The 15,635-nt window shown below is 72.1% G+C and carries 14 protein-coding genes and 1 pseudogene; 9 read left to right on the forward strand and 6 right to left on the reverse strand.

Annotated elements, in window-relative coordinates:
• Window positions 1–48: 48 nt before the first annotated feature.
• Window positions 49–1,269, reverse strand: a complete 1,221-nt coding sequence (locus tag MM440_RS09025) for an FUSC family protein (RefSeq protein ID WP_241443991.1) — start codon at window positions 1,267–1,269, stop codon at window positions 49–51.
• A gap of 17 nt (window positions 1,270–1,286) precedes the next feature.
• On the reverse strand, window positions 1,287–2,804 hold the full coding sequence (locus MM440_RS09030; RefSeq protein ID WP_241443992.1) for an acetyl-CoA hydrolase/transferase family protein: 1,518 nt from the start codon (window positions 2,802–2,804) through the stop codon (window positions 1,287–1,289).
• Between the two features lie 71 nt (window positions 2,805–2,875).
• On the opposite strand from MM440_RS09030, the gene aroQ reads away from it, so the two are divergent.
• Window positions 2,876–3,373: a type II 3-dehydroquinate dehydratase gene (aroQ, locus tag MM440_RS09035; RefSeq protein WP_420914147.1), complete on the forward strand. Its 498-nt coding sequence runs from the start codon at window positions 2,876–2,878 to the stop codon at window positions 3,371–3,373.
• 21 nt (window positions 3,374–3,394) lie between these two features.
• On the opposite strand, the gene MM440_RS09040 is transcribed toward aroQ, so the two are convergent.
• Window positions 3,395–4,159, reverse strand: a complete 765-nt coding sequence (locus MM440_RS09040; RefSeq protein WP_241443994.1) for an SDR family NAD(P)-dependent oxidoreductase — start codon at window positions 4,157–4,159, stop codon at window positions 3,395–3,397.
• Window positions 4,156–5,313: an acyl-CoA dehydrogenase family protein gene (locus tag MM440_RS09045; protein ID WP_241443995.1), complete on the reverse strand. Its 1,158-nt coding sequence runs from the start codon at window positions 5,311–5,313 to the stop codon at window positions 4,156–4,158. The genes MM440_RS09040 and MM440_RS09045 overlap by 4 nt, the downstream gene beginning before the upstream one ends.
• Window positions 5,314–5,413: 100 nt before the next feature.
• Between MM440_RS09045 and fgd the strand changes: the two genes are divergently transcribed.
• The 6 genes and pseudogenes from fgd to MM440_RS17315 all read left to right on the forward strand — a co-directional run bounded on the left by fgd (window position 5,414) and on the right by MM440_RS17315 (window position 10,378).
• On the forward strand, window positions 5,414–6,439 hold the full coding sequence (gene fgd, locus MM440_RS09050) for a glucose-6-phosphate dehydrogenase (coenzyme-F420) (protein WP_241443996.1): 1,026 nt from the start codon (window positions 5,414–5,416) through the stop codon (window positions 6,437–6,439).
• Window positions 6,440–6,543: 104 nt separating this feature from the next.
• Window positions 6,544–7,704 carry a thiolase family protein gene (locus MM440_RS09055; protein ID WP_241443997.1) on the forward strand — a complete coding sequence of 387 codons (1,161 nt, stop codon included), beginning with the start codon at window positions 6,544–6,546 and terminating at the stop codon, window positions 7,702–7,704.
• Window positions 7,705–7,711: 7 nt separating this feature from the next.
• A complete protein-coding gene (locus MM440_RS09060) occupies window positions 7,712–8,881 on the forward strand; it encodes a CaiB/BaiF CoA transferase family protein (protein WP_241443998.1) in 1,170 nt (389 codons plus the stop codon).
• Entirely contained in the window at window positions 8,878–9,669 is a 792-nt protein-coding gene (locus tag MM440_RS09065) for an enoyl-CoA hydratase-related protein (RefSeq protein ID WP_241443999.1), read from the forward strand. The genes MM440_RS09060 and MM440_RS09065 overlap by 4 nt, the downstream gene beginning before the upstream one ends.
• A gap of 72 nt (window positions 9,670–9,741) precedes the next feature.
• Window positions 9,742–9,976, forward strand: a pseudogene (locus MM440_RS17310) (dihydropteroate synthase); the annotation flags it as partial.
• 69 nt (window positions 9,977–10,045) lie between these two features.
• Window positions 10,046–10,378, forward strand: coding sequence for a dihydropteroate synthase (locus MM440_RS17315; protein ID WP_338155629.1), 333 nt, complete (start codon window positions 10,046–10,048; stop codon window positions 10,376–10,378).
• 58 nt (window positions 10,379–10,436) lie between these two features.
• Here MM440_RS17315 and MM440_RS09075 read toward each other — a convergent pair whose 3' ends face one another.
• Together MM440_RS09075 and MM440_RS09080 are read right to left on the reverse strand one after the other, a co-directional pair.
• Window positions 10,437–11,264, reverse strand: coding sequence for an SGNH/GDSL hydrolase family protein (locus MM440_RS09075; protein WP_241444000.1), 828 nt, complete (start codon window positions 11,262–11,264; stop codon window positions 10,437–10,439).
• Complete coding sequence (locus MM440_RS09080; RefSeq protein ID WP_241444218.1) at window positions 11,261–11,938, reverse strand: uracil-DNA glycosylase; 678 nt, start codon at window positions 11,936–11,938, stop codon at window positions 11,261–11,263. Before MM440_RS09080 ends, MM440_RS09075 begins: the two co-directional genes overlap by 4 nt.
• A 339-nt stretch (window positions 11,939–12,277) precedes the next feature.
• Here MM440_RS09080 and MM440_RS09085 point away from each other — a divergent pair, with 339 nt between their 5' ends.
• Together MM440_RS09085 and MM440_RS09090 are read left to right on the forward strand one after the other, a co-directional pair.
• A complete protein-coding gene (locus tag MM440_RS09085) occupies window positions 12,278–13,048 on the forward strand; it encodes an ABC transporter ATP-binding protein (protein WP_241444219.1) in 771 nt (256 codons plus the stop codon).
• A 3-nt stretch (window positions 13,049–13,051) separates the two neighbouring features.
• Window positions 13,052–15,607 (forward strand): ABC transporter permease, encoded by a 2,556-nt coding sequence (locus tag MM440_RS09090; protein WP_241444001.1) that lies wholly within the window; start codon window positions 13,052–13,054, stop codon window positions 15,605–15,607.
• Window positions 15,608–15,635: the final 28 nt, after the last annotated feature.

Below are 15,635 nucleotides of genomic sequence, written 5' to 3' on the forward strand. Positions count from 1 at the left end.
CAAGGCGCCGGTAGAGCCGGCTGCCAGCCGTGCGTGAGTGCGAGGTGGTCAGCGCGGGCCCTGCAGCTGGAACCGCATGCCGCGCTCGAGCTGGCCGAGGATGTTCTCGACGGCGGCAAGGATCGAGCCGCGCAGCATCCACAGCGACGTGTCGGCCCGCGCGTCGACGAACATCAGCTCGGTCAGGATCGCCTGGGTCTCCTTGAGGATCTCGACGTTCTCGGCGAGCAGCTCCTCGGTCTGCGGGGACTCGCCGGTGACCTGGGCGTCGACCACCACGGCGTAGGCCTCGACCGATGCGGCCACGTCGGACAGGACCACCGCGAAGGCCGCCCGAACGTCCTCGCCGTAGGAGTCATCCCGTAGACCGTCCCCTGCGTCGGGTGCCTCCGCCCGGATTACGCCGAACAGGGAGCGCACGCCGAGGGCGACCAGCTCGAGGGTGGCGAGGCCCTCGCGCAGCCGCGGCGCCAGGTCGGCCCGGCCGATGGCTCGGGCGTTGAGGCGACGGGCGTCGACGAGGTGGTCGATGGCTGCGTCGGCGGCCGCGATCTGCGCGGTCGCGGCGCGGGCCTGGCCCATCCACTCCTCGGCCCGCTCGGCCGTGATGGGTTGAGTGGCGATCGACTCCTCGGCGTCGCGCAGCGCCTCGCAGATGGTCGCGGACACCCGGCGCACCGCCGTGGCCGCGGGCCGCTCCGGGACCGACGGCGGCAGCAGCAGGGTGAAGGCGATGCCGACGCCGGCACCGATGAAGGTGGTGAGGATGCGGGTCTCGACGGCGATCTCGTGGCCGTGGGCCTGCAGCAGCAGCATCGCCGAGATGGGGGTCTCCAGGCTCTGGTCGCCGAGGTGCAGGATCTTCGCGAGCAGCAGCGAGGCAGCCACCGCGAGCCCGAGGGTCCACCAGGCGAGGCCCCACCAGGACGAGACCACGACGGCTACGGTGACGCCGGTGAGGACCGCGCCGACGCGCACCATGCCCATCTTCAGCGTGGACACGCCCGACGCCTGCACGACGAGCAGCGCGGTCAGGGCGCCGGTGAGGTCGAGGTTGCCCTCGGTGAACGCCACCGTCAGCAGGTAGGCGATCACCGAGGCCGTGGTCAGCCGCGCGATGTGCGCGAGGCTCGGCCGCAGCCGGCCGGGCACGTCGCGCCAGCGGCGGGGGTGCGTCGGCCACAACCGGTGCACGAGCGCGCCGAGGAGGGCTACCGGTCTCGCCTGGCCCCGCCCCCGCACCTCGCCGGGTTCGTCCAGAAGGCTCACGACCCCATCGTGCCGTGTCAGCGGCTGCTCATGCTCCCGGTCTCCATGAAACGCTGGTGGAACGAGAAGGCCTCGCCCAGCAGGTGCGGGGTCTGCTGGCCCCACGCGCCCGCGCAGGCGCGGTCGAAGTAGTCCTGCAGCAGCGGCCGGAAGTCGGGGTGGGCGCAGTGGTCGATGATCTGCTGGGCGCGCTTGCGGGGAGCCAGGCCGCGTAGGTCGGCCAGCCCCTGCTCGGTGATCATCACCATCACGTCGTGCTCGGTGTGGTCCACGTGGCTGACCATCGGCACGATGCACGACAGCGCCCCGCCCTTGGCGGTCGACGGCGTGACGAAGGTGGTGAGGTAGCCGTGGTGGGTGAAGTCGGCGGACCCGCCGATGCCGTTCTGGATCCGGGACCCGATGACGTGGGTCGAGTTGACGTTGCCGTAGAGGTCGGCCTCGATCAGCCCGTTGCACGAGATGACCCCGAGCCGGCGTACCACCTCGGGGTGGTTGGAGATCGACTGCGGGCGCATCACGACCTTGTCGAGGTAGTCGACGACGTCGCGGTTGAAGCGCTCGACGCCCTCGGGGCTGAGCGACAGTGCGGTGCACGAGGCCACCGAGAAGGTGCCGTCGTCGATCAGGTCGAGCATGCCGTCCTGGAGCACCTCGGTGTAGGCCCCGAGACCCTTGCCGGCCCACGGCGAGGTGTGCAACCCGTCGAGGACGGCGTTGGCGATGTTGCCGACGCCGGACTGCAGCGGGAGCAGCTTCTTGGGCAGCCGGCCCTTCTTGACCTCGTGCTTGAGGAAGTCGATGAAGTGCGACGCGATGGCCCGCGACGTGTCGTCGATCGGCTTGAACGGCGAGTTGCGGTCGGGGGCGTCGGTCTCGACGACGGCGACGACCTTGCTCGTGTCGATTTCGAAGTAGGGCGTGCCGATCCGGTCGCCGGGGTGCAGGATCGGCACCGGGTGGCGGTTGGGGATGGTCTCGTTGCGCCAGATGTCGTGGACGCCCTCGATCTCGGCGGGCTGCCAGGCGTTGACCTCGAGGATGATCTTGTCGGCCTTGTCCAGGTAGGTGCGGTTGCAGCCGACCGACGCCGACGGCACGAGCCGCCCGCCCGGGGTGATCGCGGTGACCTCGACGACCGCGAAGTCGAGCCGGCCCATGAAGCCGTGCTCGACGTACTGGTTGAGGTGGGAGAGGTGGATGTCGACGTAGTCGATGTCGCCGCTGTTGATCTTGGCGCGCGTGACCGGGTCGGACTGGTAGGGCACGCGGGTCGAGATGCCGTCGACCTCGGCGAGCGCGCCGTCCAGCTCGGGGGCCGTCGAGGCGCCCGTCCAGACGCCGATCCGGAACTCCTCGCCGCGGTCGTGGGCGGCCTTGATCCGCCCGGCCAGGGCGCGGGGCACGTCCTTGGGGTAGCCCGCACCGGTGAAGCCGGAGAACCCGACGTTGTCGCCGTGGTGGATCATCGCGGCGGCGTCCGCGCCCGACATCACCTTCTGGGCCAGTCCGGCGTGGTGGATCCGGCTGCTCATCCTTGCTCCTTCGTGCGGTGGGCCGTATCTCGGCTGTCCTGCTCCCAGCGTAGGAGGCCCGGTCGCGCGCGATGCCCCCGGGGTACCCTGGGCCGGTGAGCGTGATCGCGATCCTCAACGGCCCGAACCTCAACCTCCTCGGCAAGCGTCAGCCGCAGATCTACGGGCACGAGACGCTCGAGGACCTGCACCGGCGGTGCGAGCGCCGCGCCGAGCGCTACGGGATGACGGTGGACTGCCGACAGACCAACCACGAGGGTCAGATGATCGACTGGATCCACGAGCTGCGCACCTCGGTGGCCGGCGTCGTCATGAACGCCGGCGGCTGGACCCACACGTCGGTCGCGCTGCGGGACGCGCTGGTGACGGTCGAGGCGCCGTTCATCGAGGTGCACATCTCGAATGTCCATGCGCGAGAGGACTTCCGGCACCACTCGTACCTCTCGGCCGTGGCCGCGGGGGTCATCGCCGGGTGCGGCACGCTGGGCTACGAGCTGGCGATCGACGTGATCGCCGAGGGGTTCGCCGGCAAGACCGTGGGCGTCAGCGGCGAGCCGTCCGCCCGCTAGCGCGCGCGGTCCGAGGGAGCGTCAGCGCGGTGGCATCCGCAGGGCGCCGTCCATCCGGATCACCTCGCCGTTGAGCAGCGGGTGCGCGACGACGGCCTCGACGAGCTGGGCGTACTCCTCGGGACGCCCGAGGCGCGCCGGGTGGGGGACGAGCGCGGCCAACGACTCCTTGGTCTCGGCCGGCAGGCCCGCCATCATCGGCGTCTCCATCGTGCCCGGGGCGATCGTGACGACGCGAATCTGCTTGTCCGCCAAGTCTCGTGCCGCAGTGAGGGTGAGGGCGGCGATGGCGCCCTTGGAGCTCGCGTAGGCCGCCTGCCCCACCTGACCGTCGAACGCCGCGATCGACGCGGTCATCACGACGACACCGCGGTCGCCGTCGACGGGCTCGTTGTCGACCATCGCCTCCGCACCCTGCGCGAGGGCATTGAACGACCCGACGGAGTTGATCTCGAGGACGGTGCGGTAGGTCTCGAGCGGCAGCCGACCGCGCCGCGACAGGATGCGACCCGGGGTGGCCACGCCGGCGCAGGTGACGACGACGCGCAGCTCGCCGAGCTCCTTGGCGGCGGCCACCGCAGCGCCCATCGCCGCCTCGTCGCGAACATCGGTGGCCACGAAGCGAGCTCGCTCACCCAGCTCGTCGGCCAGCGCAGCGCCGCGGGAGCTCTCGAGGTCGGCGATCACGACGGCCGCGCCGAGCTCGTGCAGCCGACGGACGGTCGCCTCGCCGAGCCCTGAGCCGCCGCCGGTGACGAGCGCCGAGGTGGTGTCGGTGATCTTCATGACGTCTCCTTGAGCAGGTCGCGAGAGATGACGAGTCGCTGGATCTGGTTGGTGCCCTCGAAGATCTGGGTCACCTTGGCCTCGCGCATGTACCGCTCGGCCGGGAAGTCGGTGGTGTAGCCGGCGCCGCCGAGGACCTGCACGGCGTCGGTGGTGACACGCATCGCGGCGTCGGTGGCGATCAGCTTCGCGACCGACGCGGCCCGCCCGACCGGTCGACCGGCGTCCTTGAGGCGGGCTGCGTGCAGGTAGGTGGCGCGCGCCGACATGACGGCCGCCTCCATGTCTGCGAGCAGGAACGCGAGGCCCTGGTTGTCGGCGATCGGTCGCCCGAACTGCACCCGGTCCTTCGCGTAGGACACGGCCAGGTCGAGTGCTCCTTGCGCGAGTCCCGTTGCGGCAGCGGCGATCCCGAGCCGACCGGAGTCGAGCGCGGCGAGTGCGATGGGCAGGCCCTGACCGACGGCACCGACGAGCCGGTCGCCGGACACCTCGACGTCCTCGAAGTGGATCTGGCTGACGGTGTCGCAGTGCAGACCCATCTTGCGCTCGGGCTCGGCGAACACGAGGCCGTCGGCGTCGGCCGGGACGATGAAGCAGGAGATGCCGCGACCACCGTCGTCGGAGGTGCGCGCGAAGGTCGTGTAGTAGTCGGCGTGCCCGGCGTGCGAGATCCACGCCTTCGACCCCTTGATCCGCCAGCTCGAGCCGTCGGCGGAGGGGGTGGCGCGCGTCGTCATGGACGCGACGTCGGAGCCGGCCCGCAGCTCGGAGAGGCAGTAGGCACCGAGCTGGTCGCCGCCGAGCATCGGCTCGAGCAGGGTGCGCTTCTGCTCGTCGGTGCCGAACCGGTCGAGCGGGAACATCGTGAGCGAGTGCACCGACACCCCGACGGCCACGGACATCCACACGCTGGCGATCTCCTCGACCACCTGCAGGTAGACCTCGTAGGGCTGCCCCATGCCGCCGTGCTCCTCGGGGTAGGGCAGGCTGAGCAGCCCCGACCGTCCGAGCAGCGCGAACGTGTCCTTCGGGAACTCGTGCGCCGCCTCCGCGGCGTCCACCCGGGGCGCGAGCCGCTCGGCGCAGATCGCACGCGTCAGGTCGATGAGGTCCTGCGCGTCGTCGTCGGGCATCAGGCGCTGTGCGGGCATGGCGTCACGATAGGGCTTGACGTCGGGTGAGGGGAGAGCGCGCAGCCGGGCCCAACCGCCCCCTGGGTGCGACCGGCCAGGCACGCGTAGGCTCGGCTGCATGACCTTGACCATCGGCTACAAGGCGTCGTCCGAGCAGTTCGCCCCGCGGGAGATGGCCGACTACGCCGTCCTCGCCGAGGAGCTCGGCCTCGACAGCGTGTGGGTCGCGGACCACTTCCAGCCGTGGCGGCACAACGGCGGCCACGCCACCAGTGCGATCCCGTGGCTCGGGCACGTGGGGGCCCGCACCGAGCGGGTGACCCTCGGCACCTCCGTGCTCACCCCCACCTTCCGCTACAACCCCGCCGTCACCGCGCAGGCGTTCGCGACCCTCGGGTGCCTCTCGCCCGGCCGCGTCGTGCTCGGCGTCGGCACCGGCGAGGCCCTCAACGAGATGGCGGTCGGCTCCGTCACGGGGGAGTGGCCGGCGTTCAAGGAGCGCTTCGCCCGCCTGCGCGAGTCCGTAGACCTCATGCGTCGCCTCTGGTCCGAGGAGCGCGTGACGTTCGAGGGCGACTACTACCGCACGACGGACGCCACGATCTACGACCGACCGGCGGAGCCGGTGAAGGTCTATGTGGCAGCGGGCGGTCCGCTGGTGGCGCGCTACGCCGGCCGCCGCGGTGACGGGTTCATCTGCACGTCCGGCAAGGGCCGCGAGCTCTACCAGGACGAGCTGCTGCCGGCGGTCCGCGAGGGCGCCGAGAAGGCGCACCGGGACTACGCGGCGCTGGACAAGATGATCGAGATCAAGCTGTCCTACGACTCCGACCCCGAGCAGGCCCTGGAGAACACCCGGTTCTGGGCACCGCTGTCGCTCACCGCCGAGCAGAAGCACTCGCTGGACGACCCCACCGAGATGGAGGCCGCCGCCGACGCGCTGCCGATCGAGCAGGTCGCCAAGCGTTGGATCGTGGCGTCGCGGCCCGAGGAGGCGGTGGAGGCGGTCCGGTTCTACACCGATCTCGGGTTCAACCACCTGGTGTTCCACGGGCCGGGGGCCGACCAGGAGCGCTTCCTGCGCCAGCTCACCGAGCAGGTCGTGCCGGGGCTGCGCGAGCTGGAGCCGGCGCCCGCCCAGTGACGGCTCAGTGACGACCCGATGAGGTAACTCACACCCCTCGGGCTGGCCTCGGGACCCCTCGCCGGGGAGACTGGCGGCCACAGGATCGAGTCAAGGAGACCCTCATGCCCGCACGCGACGCCGTCATCGTCGAGGCCGTCCGCACCCCCGTAGGCCGTCGCAAGGGGTCGCTCGCCGACGCTCACGCGACCGACCTGTCCGCCCACGTCCTCACGGCGCTCGCCGAGCGCTCGGGTGTCGACCCGGAGGTCGTCGACGACGTCATCTGGGGCTGCGTCCAGCAGGTCGGGATGCAGTCGTTCAACGTGGGGCGCAACGCCGTCCTCGCCGCAGGCTGGCCCGAGACCGTGCCGGCCACCACCATCGACCGGCAGTGCGGATCCTCCCAGCAGGCCGTGCACTTCGCGGCCGCCGGGATCATGTCGGGGCAGTACGACGTGGCCGTCGCCGGTGGTGTCGAGCTGATGACCCGCATCCCGCTCGGTGCCCCGCTGGCGGTCAAGGAGCTCGGCTCGCCCTACTCCCAGGCCATGCTCGACCGCTACGGCGTCGACGGCTTCAACCAGGGCATCGGCGCCGAGCTGATGGCCGAGCGCTGGGGGCTGACCCGCGAGGCGTGCGACGAGTTCTCGGCCCGCTCGCACGCCAAGCTCGCCGACGCCGTGGACCACGGGCGGCTCGAGGGTCAGCTCGCCCCGGTGCCGCTGCCCGACGGCTCCACCCTGACCGCCGACGAGGGGCTGCGCCGCGGCACCTCCGTCGAGTCGCTGGCGGGGCTGAAGACGGTCTTCAAGGACGACGGTGTCATCCACGCCGGCAACTCCTCGCAGATCTCCGACGGCGCGGCCGCGCTGCTCATGACGACCTCCGAGAAGGCCGCCGAGCTGGGCCTGACCCCCATCGCTCGCTTCCACACCGGGGTGCTCGCCGGCGACGACCCGGTGATGATGCTGTCGGCGCCCATCCCCGCCACCCGCAAGGTGCTGGACCGCTCGGGGCTGTCCCTGTCGGACATCGGCGTCTTCGAGGTCAACGAGGCGTTCGCCCCGGTACCGATGGCGTGGCTCGCCGAGATCGGCGCGGACGAGTCGCTGCTCAACCCCAACGGCGGCGCCATCGCCATCGGGCACCCGCTCGGCGCGTCTGGCGCGCGGATCATGACCCAGCTGGTGCATCACATGCGGGACAACAAGATTCGCTACGGCCTGCAAACCATGTGCGAGGGCGGCGGCATGGCCAACGCCACCATCCTCGAGCTCCTGTAGACCGTCCGTGCCAGGACCGCTGGAGGGCGTCCGGGTCGTCGAGGTCGCCGGGCTCGGTCCGGTGCCCTACGCCGGGCTGCTGCTCGCCGAGCTGGGGGCGGACGTCGCCCGGGTCGACCGGTCCGACCAGGTCGGCGTGCCCGAGGGCGGCGTCGCGCCGATGGCGTCGCTGCACCGCAGCCGGCCGAGCCTCGCCGTCGACCTCAAGTCGGAGGCCGGGCGCAGCACCGTGCTGCGCCTGGTCGAGCAGGCCGACGTGCTGCTCGAGGGGATGCGTCCCGGGGTGATGGAGCGGCTCGGGCTCGGCCCGGACGTGTGCCTGGCGCGGAGTCCCGGCCTGGTCTACGGGCGGATGACGGGGTGGGGGCAGGACGGACCGCTGGCGTCGGCCGCGGGTCACGACATCACCTACGCAGCCCTCAGCGGAGCGCTGCACGTCACCGGACCGCCCGAGAAGCCTTATCCAGCAGCCAATCTCGTCGCCGACTTCGGGGGCGGGACGCTCTTCCTCGTGGTGGGTGTGCTCGCCGCGCTGCAGTCCCGGCACCGCACGGGCGTCGGGCAGGTGGTCGACGCGGCGATGGTGGACGGGGCGGCGAGCCTGCTCACCCTGGTCTACGGGTTGCTGGGCAGCGGCTGGGCGGACGAGCGGGGGAGCAACCTGCTCGACGGCGGCTGCCCGTTCTACGACAGCTATCGGTGTGCCGACGGTCGGTTCGTGGCGATCGGTCCGCTCGAACCGCCTTTCTACGCAGCGCTGCTCGCCGGTCTCGGGGTGACCTTCGTCACCGCGCAGTACGACCGGTCCGGCTGGCCGGAGCAGCGGCGCGTCCTCACCGAGGTGTTCGCGACGCGCACCCGGGACGAGTGGGTGGAGCACTTCGCCGGGACCGACGCGTGCGTCGCCCCGGTGCTCGCCCTCGGCGAGGCGCCCGACCACCCGCACCTGGCCGCACGCGACACCTTCGTCGAGGTGGACGGCCACCGGGTGCCGCGCGTCGCTCCGCGCTTCAGCGCGACGCCCGGCCTCGACCCGACCCCGGCCCGCCCCGCCGGTGCCGACACACGAGCCGTGCTGGCCCACTGGGGGTTTGGCGACGACGAGGTCGAGGACCTGATCGTGTCCGGGGCCGTGGCTCAGGCCGCAGGCGACGACGCGTTAGGCTCGCGACCATGAGCGAGCTCAGCACCGACAAGGTCGTCGTGACTTCGGCCGACGGCATCGCCACCATCACCCTGGCCGCGCCGGAGCGGCTCAACGCCGTCGACCCGGCCATGCTCGACGCCGTCGCCGACGCGGTCGTCGCCCTCGGCGAGGACCCGGCCGCCCGCGTGATCGTGCTGACCGGCGAGGGCCGCGGCTTCTGCTCCGGTGCCGACCTCGGCTCGGGCGACATCGCGGGTGACGACCCCGACACCGCCACCCTCGACGCGGCCGCCCGGCTCATCCGGGCCCTGACGCACTCGTCCCGACCCACCGTGGCCGCCGTCAACGGCGTCGCCGCAGGCGTGGGGTGCTCGCTGGCGCTGGCCTGCGACTACGTGCTGGCGCGCGAGTCGGCGTCGTTCATGCTGGCGTTCAGCAAGATCGGGCTGATGCCCGACGGCGGGGCCACGCTGCTCGTCGCAGCGTCGATCGGTCGCGCGCGGGCGGTGCGCATGGCGCTCACGGCCGAGAAGGTCCTTGCCCCCACGGCGCTCGAGTGGGGCCTGATCGCTGAGGTCGCCCCCGACGCGGCGTTCGAGAGCCGCGTCCAGCAGCTCGCGACCAGCCTGGCGGCGGGCCCCACGCGGGCCTACGCGGCGACGACCGCAGCGATCAACGCGGCCACCCTCGCCGACCTCGACGGTGCCCTGGCCCGCGAGGACGAGGGGCAGGGAAAGCTGTTGCGCTCCAAGGACTTCTCCGAGGGAGTCGCCGCCTTCCGCGAGCGGCGTGAGGCGTCCTTCACCGGCTCGGACTAGGTGGTCGTCCACTGGCGCCCCGGTCGGGGTGAGCGGGCGGGGCTGTGCTACGGCGCGACCGACCGGCTCGTGATGGCGATCGTCAATCGCACCCGGGACTCGTTCTACGACGGCGGGGTGACCTGGGGGCTGGACCAGGCTCTCGAGCGCGTCCGGCAGGCGGTGCGGGACGGCGCGGACCTGGTCGACATCGGCGGCGTCAAGGCCGGCGAGGGCCCGGACGTCAGCGTCGCGGAGGAGAAGGCCCGGGTCGTCGACCTCGTCGCCGCCGTCCGTGCGGAGCACCCCGACCTGCTGATCAGCGTGGACACCTGGCGCGCCGAGGTGGGGGCCGCCGTCTGCGCGGCGGGCGCCGACGTCATCAACGACGCGTGGGGTGGACCGGGAGCGGGTGATCGTCGACCCGGCGCACGACTTCGGCAAGGACACGCGCCACTCGCTCGAGGTCACCCGGCGGCTCGACGAGCTCGTCGCGCCGGGCTGGCCGGTGCTCGCGGCGCTCTCCCGCAAGGACTTCGTCGGCGAGACCCTCGACCTGCCTGTCGCGGAACGTCTTTCAGGCACCTTGGCGGCCACGGCCATCTGCGCGTGGCACGGTGCCATGGTCTACCGCGCGCACGACGTGGCTGAGACCCGGCAGGTGCTGGACCTGGTGTCGTCGGTCCAGGGGCACCGACCCGCCCGGCGGCTGGTCCGCGGCCAGGGCTGAGTCCTGGTCCGCGGTCAGGGCTGAGTCCTGGTCCGCGGTCAGGGCTGAGGCCAGCTGCTCAGAACCTCGGCGCCGGGAGCTCCTGGTGCGGGTCGACGACCTCCAGGGTGGGGCGCTTGGCGGTGATGTTGTCGCCGGACGAGCGACCGGTGAGCCGGCGGTGCACCCACGGACCGACATAGGTGCGGGCCCACTGCGCGTTGGCGCGCACGGCCTCGCGCCGCGGCAGGGACTCCATCGGCGGCAGCGGCACCCGCCAGTCGGCGTCGCCCTCGGCGAACCCGAGCGAGTGGAAGGCCTCGGCGGCGACGCGCGCGTGGCCCTCGGGCGTCATGTGGATGCGGTCGGGGGCCCACATCCGCCAGTCCTTGAGGGAGTCCAGCCCCCACTGGTTGAGGATGTAGGCGTCGTGGCGCGCCGCGATCGTGTAGAGGTTGGCGATGTACATCGCGGCCCGGCCGGCGGTCAGCCCGACGAGGGGTGCGCCGCGCGGGTCGGTGGGGGTGGCCATCAGCACGTCGGCGCCCGTCGCGCGGATCGAGGCCACGGCCTCGTCGAGTCGGGCGGCGAGCGCGTCGACGTCGGCCTTCGGGCGCAGGCTGTCGTTGCCACCGGCCACGATCGACACGAAGTCGGGCTGCAGGGCGAGGGCGTCGGGCAGCTGACGGTCGACGATGTCGGCGAGCAACCGACCCCGGACGGCGAGGTTCGCGTAGGAGAAGGTCCGCTCGTCCTTGGCCGCGACCACCGCGAGCCGGTGCGCCAGCCGGTCGGCCCACCCGAGGTAGCGACCCTCGTGGTCCGGGTCGTCGTCGCACATCCCCTCGGTGAACGAGTCACCGATCGCGACGTAGCGGCTCCAGGGCCTCGGGGTGCTGGCGATCACGGCAGGCTCCAATCGATCGGCTCGCCGCCCTGCTCCTGCAGGGCGGCGTTGGCACGGCTGAACGGCCGCGACCCGAAGAACCCGCCGTGCGCCGACAGCGGCGACGGGTGGGCGGACTCGAGGCACGGCACCGGGGCCAGGTGCGGGGCGAGGTTGCGCGCGTCCCGGCCCCACAAGATGGCGACGAGCGGCCCGCCCCGGGTCGCCAGCGCGTTGATGGCGGCGGCGGTGACGTGCTCCCAGCCCTTGCCGCGGTGGCTGGCCGGGCGTCCCGGCGCCACCGTGAGGACCCGGTTGAGCAGCAGCACCCCGCGCTCGGACCAGGGGGAGAGGTCGCCGGACGTCGGGGTCGGCACGCCCAGGTCGGCGGACAGCTCGGTGTAGATGTTGACGAGGCTGCGCGGGATCGGGCGCACCTCGGGTGCCACGGAGAAGGACAGCCCCACCGCGTGCCCCGGCGTGGGGTAGGGGTCCTGGCCGACCACGAGCACGCGCACGTCCGGCAACGGCTGGGAGAACGCCCGGAGCACCTGGTGACCGGCCGGCAGGTAGCCCCGCCCGTCTGCCAGCTCCGCCCGCAGGAACTCGCCTGCGGCGGTGAGGTGCTCGGCCACGGGTTCGAGCGCGGGGACCCAGGTCGGGTGGACGAGCTCGGGCAGCGCGGTCGGTGGCACGACGCTCACCCTAACCAAGGTGTCGCAGCCTCGGGGCCCGGTCGGGGTGTCGGTGGGGGGCGACAGGGGGTCGGGTAGGGGTCCGGTGGGGGTCGTCACGGAGGTGCCGTGTCAGTGCGCCCCGCTACCGTGGGCTGCATGGGACTCTTCCAGCGTCGGTCGCAAGGTCGTCATGCCCGCGGCAACACCCCCGTCGACCCGGTGGTGCCGCCCCGCCCGGTCAACCCCCGAGAGCGCGCCGGCGACGCTCAGGCCGTCGACGCGAAGGCCGTCGCGACGCCAGCCACTCAGCCGGCTCAGCCCGCCCAGCCGGCCCGGCCACCGCGGCAGCCGCGTCCGATCGGCCCGGCGGCCGCGGCCACGCGGGACCTCACCAAGATCTACGGCCAGGGCGACGCCGAGGTCCGTGCGCTCGACGGCGTGAGCATCGACTTCGAGCAGGGCCGGTTCACCGCCGTGATGGGGCCGTCGGGGTCGGGCAAGTCCACCCTGATGCACTGCGCCGCCGGCCTCGACGCCCCCACCGCGGGCGAGGTCCGCATCGGCGACGTCGAGATCGGCGCGCTGAAGGACAAGGACCTCACCGAGCTGCGCCGCGACCGCGTCGGCTTCATCTTCCAGGCGTTCAACCTGATCCCGACGCTGACCGCCCACGAGAACATCACGCTGCCGGTCGCCATCGCCGGGCGCCAGCCCGACCAGGAGTGGTACGACACCGTCATCGACACGGTGGGCCTGCGCGACCGGCTCGAGCACAAGCCGTCCGAGCTCTCCGGCGGCCAGCAGCAGCGGGTCGCGTGCGCACGAGCGCTGGTCAGCAAGCCGCAGATCATCTTCGCCGACGAGCCGACCGGCAACCTGGACTCGACCTCGGGGGCCGAGGTGCTGGGCTTCCTGCGCCGCAGCGTCGACGAGTTCGAGCAGACCATCGTCATGGTCACCCACGATGCGGTCGCCGCGAGCTACACCGACCGGGTCGTCTTCCTCGCCGATGGGCAGATCGTCGACGAGCTGCTCGAGCCCACCCGCGAGGAGGTCCTGCGCACCATGGCGCACCTCGACGAGACGGTCCGCGCGCGACGCGTCGGCGCGACGGCAACGGGGGTCTGAGCGATGCTCCGCGCGTCCTGGAAGAGCCTGCTGGGGCGCAAGCTGCGCCTGCTGATGAGCGCGTTCGCCATCGTCCTCGGTGTCGCGTTCGTGTCCGGCTCGCTGATCTTCACCGACATGATCGGCACCGCGTTCAACGGCATCATGAACGGCTCGGTCGCCGATGTGAACGTGCAGGCCAAGGGCTCTGGCGACAACGTCGAGACCAGCGTCGTCCGCGAGATCTCGCCCGAGGTGCTCGCCAAGGTGCGCGAGGTGCCGGGGGTGCAGTCCGCCTACGGCAGCATCACCGACCAGACCACCTACCTCATCGGCAAGGACGGCAAGGTCCTCGCCAGCCAGGGCCCGCCGTCGCTCGGCATGAACGTCATCGACGCCCCGGCCTTCGGCCACCAGCCCGGGCTGGTCATCAAGAGCGGCCGCGCCCCGACGGCCTGGGGCGAGGTCGCGATCGACCCCGGCTCGCTGACCCGCAGCGGCTACCAGCTCGGCGACACCATGAAGATCGCGACCACCGGCAAGGAGGCCACGATCTCCGCCAAGATCGTCGGCACTGCGCTCTACGGCTCGCAGGCCTCCACGGGTGGCGCGACCTACGCGGTCTTCGACACCAAGACCGCGCAGCGCCTGTTCCTCGGCGGAAAGGACGCCTACATGGGGCTGTGGGTCACCGCCGACCAGGGGCAGGACGTCGACCAGCTCGCCACCGCGGTGGGCCAGGTCCTGCCGAGCGACCTCGAGGCCGTGACCGGTGAGAAGCTCGCCGACGAGATCAACAAGGTCGTCGGGCAGGCCACCGGCTTCATCACCATCTTCCTGCTCGTCTTCGCCGGCATCGCCCTGGTCGTCGGCTCGTTCCTCATCGTCAACACCTTCTCGATCCTGGTGGCGCAGCGCAGCCGTGAGCTGGCGCTCTTCCGGGCGCTCGGCGCCTCGCGCGCGCAGGTGCGCCGCTCGGTCCTCTTCGAGGCGCTCGTCATGGGGCTGGTCGGGTCGACGTTGGGGCTGCTCGCCGGCGTCGGCATCGCGCTCGCGATCACCGCGATCTTCAAGCAGATCGGCCTCGACGTCGGGGGAGCGGGCATCTCGCTCGCCCCGCGCACGATCCTCGCCTCCTACCTCGTCGGCCTGCTCGTGACGATGGCCGCAGCCTACTTCCCAGCCCGCCGGGCCAGCTCGGTGCCTCCGGTCGCGGCCATGACCGGCGACGCGATGACCGGCAAGAACGAGACCGGCCGTCGGGTCGCGCTCGGTAGCGTGCTCGCCGCCCTCGGCTTCGCCGCGCTGCTCACCGGCCTGTTCTGGTCCGGGGCCGCCAACCGGGTCACCTGGATCGGGCTCGGCGCGCTCGGTGCCCTGCTCGGGGTCGCGGCACTGAGCCCGCTGCTCGGGCGACCGCTCACCTGGGCGCTGGGGCGGTTCTACCGCAAGGCGTTCGGCACTGTCGGTCAGCTCGCCGAGCTCAACGCCGACCGCAACCCCCGCCGCACCGCCGCCACGGCGTCCGCGCTGATGATCGGCCTGACCCTCGTCACGGCCATGGCGGTGCTCGGCAACACCGCGAAGGTCAGCACGCACGACGCGATCAGCAAGAACCTGCGTGCCGACTACCTCGCGAGCGGGGTGAGCTACGCCGGCTTCTCGACCACGGTCGGTGACGAGATGGCGAAGGTGCCGGGGGTGGCCTCGGTGCACCGGTTGCGGTTCGTGCAGGGTGCGTTCGACGGGCAGCGCGCCACCCTGAGGGCGATCGACCCGGGCGGCTTCGACAAGATCGTCGCCCAGCAGCTGCAGGCCGGGTCCGCCGCGGACTTCACCAAGGACACCGTGATCGTGGACGCTCAGGAGGCGACCGACAAGGGCTACGCCGTGGGCAGCACGCAGCAGCTCACCGTCAACGGGCGCACGGTCCCGGTGAAGGTGGTGGGCATCTCCGCCAAGTCCGAGGACGGCGGCGGGATCGGCGGGACCCTGATCACCACCGACACGGCCGCCGCGCTCGGGGCGCCGGCCGTCGACAACCTGGTCGCCGTCGACCGCGCGAGCGGCGCCGACCCGGCCGCCGTCCGCTCGGCCCTGGACGCCACGGTCAAGAACCTGCCGATGGTCACGGTGACCGACCAGCAGGAGTACGCCGACCAGCAGGCCGCCGGCATCGATCAGCTGCTCGCCCTGATCTACGGGCTGCTCGGGTTGGCGATCGTCATCGCGATCCTCGGCATCGTCAACACCTTGGCGCTGTCGGTCATTGAACGCACCCGCGAGATCGGGCTGCTGCGCGCGATCGGCCTGGGACGCGGGCAGCTGCGCCGGATGATCCGGCTCGAGTCGGTCATCATCGCGCTGCTCGGCTCGGTGCTCGGGGTGCTGCTCGGGCTGCTGTTCGGCTTCGCGCTGCAGCGCTCGCTCGCCGACCAGGGGCTGACGGCGCTCGCCATCCCGTGGGCTCAGCTCGCGGCGTTCCTCGTGCTCGCGGTGATCGTCGGCATCCTCGCAGCGCTCTGGCCGGCCATGCGGGCGGCCCGGTTGGACGTGCTCCGGGCGATCACCACCGAGTAGGCCGTTCGGGTGGGGAACTACACCGGTG

Source organism: Arsenicicoccus piscis (assembly GCF_022568835.1).
In the GTDB taxonomy this organism is placed as follows: domain Bacteria; phylum Actinomycetota; class Actinomycetes; order Actinomycetales; family Dermatophilaceae; genus Arsenicicoccus; species Arsenicicoccus piscis.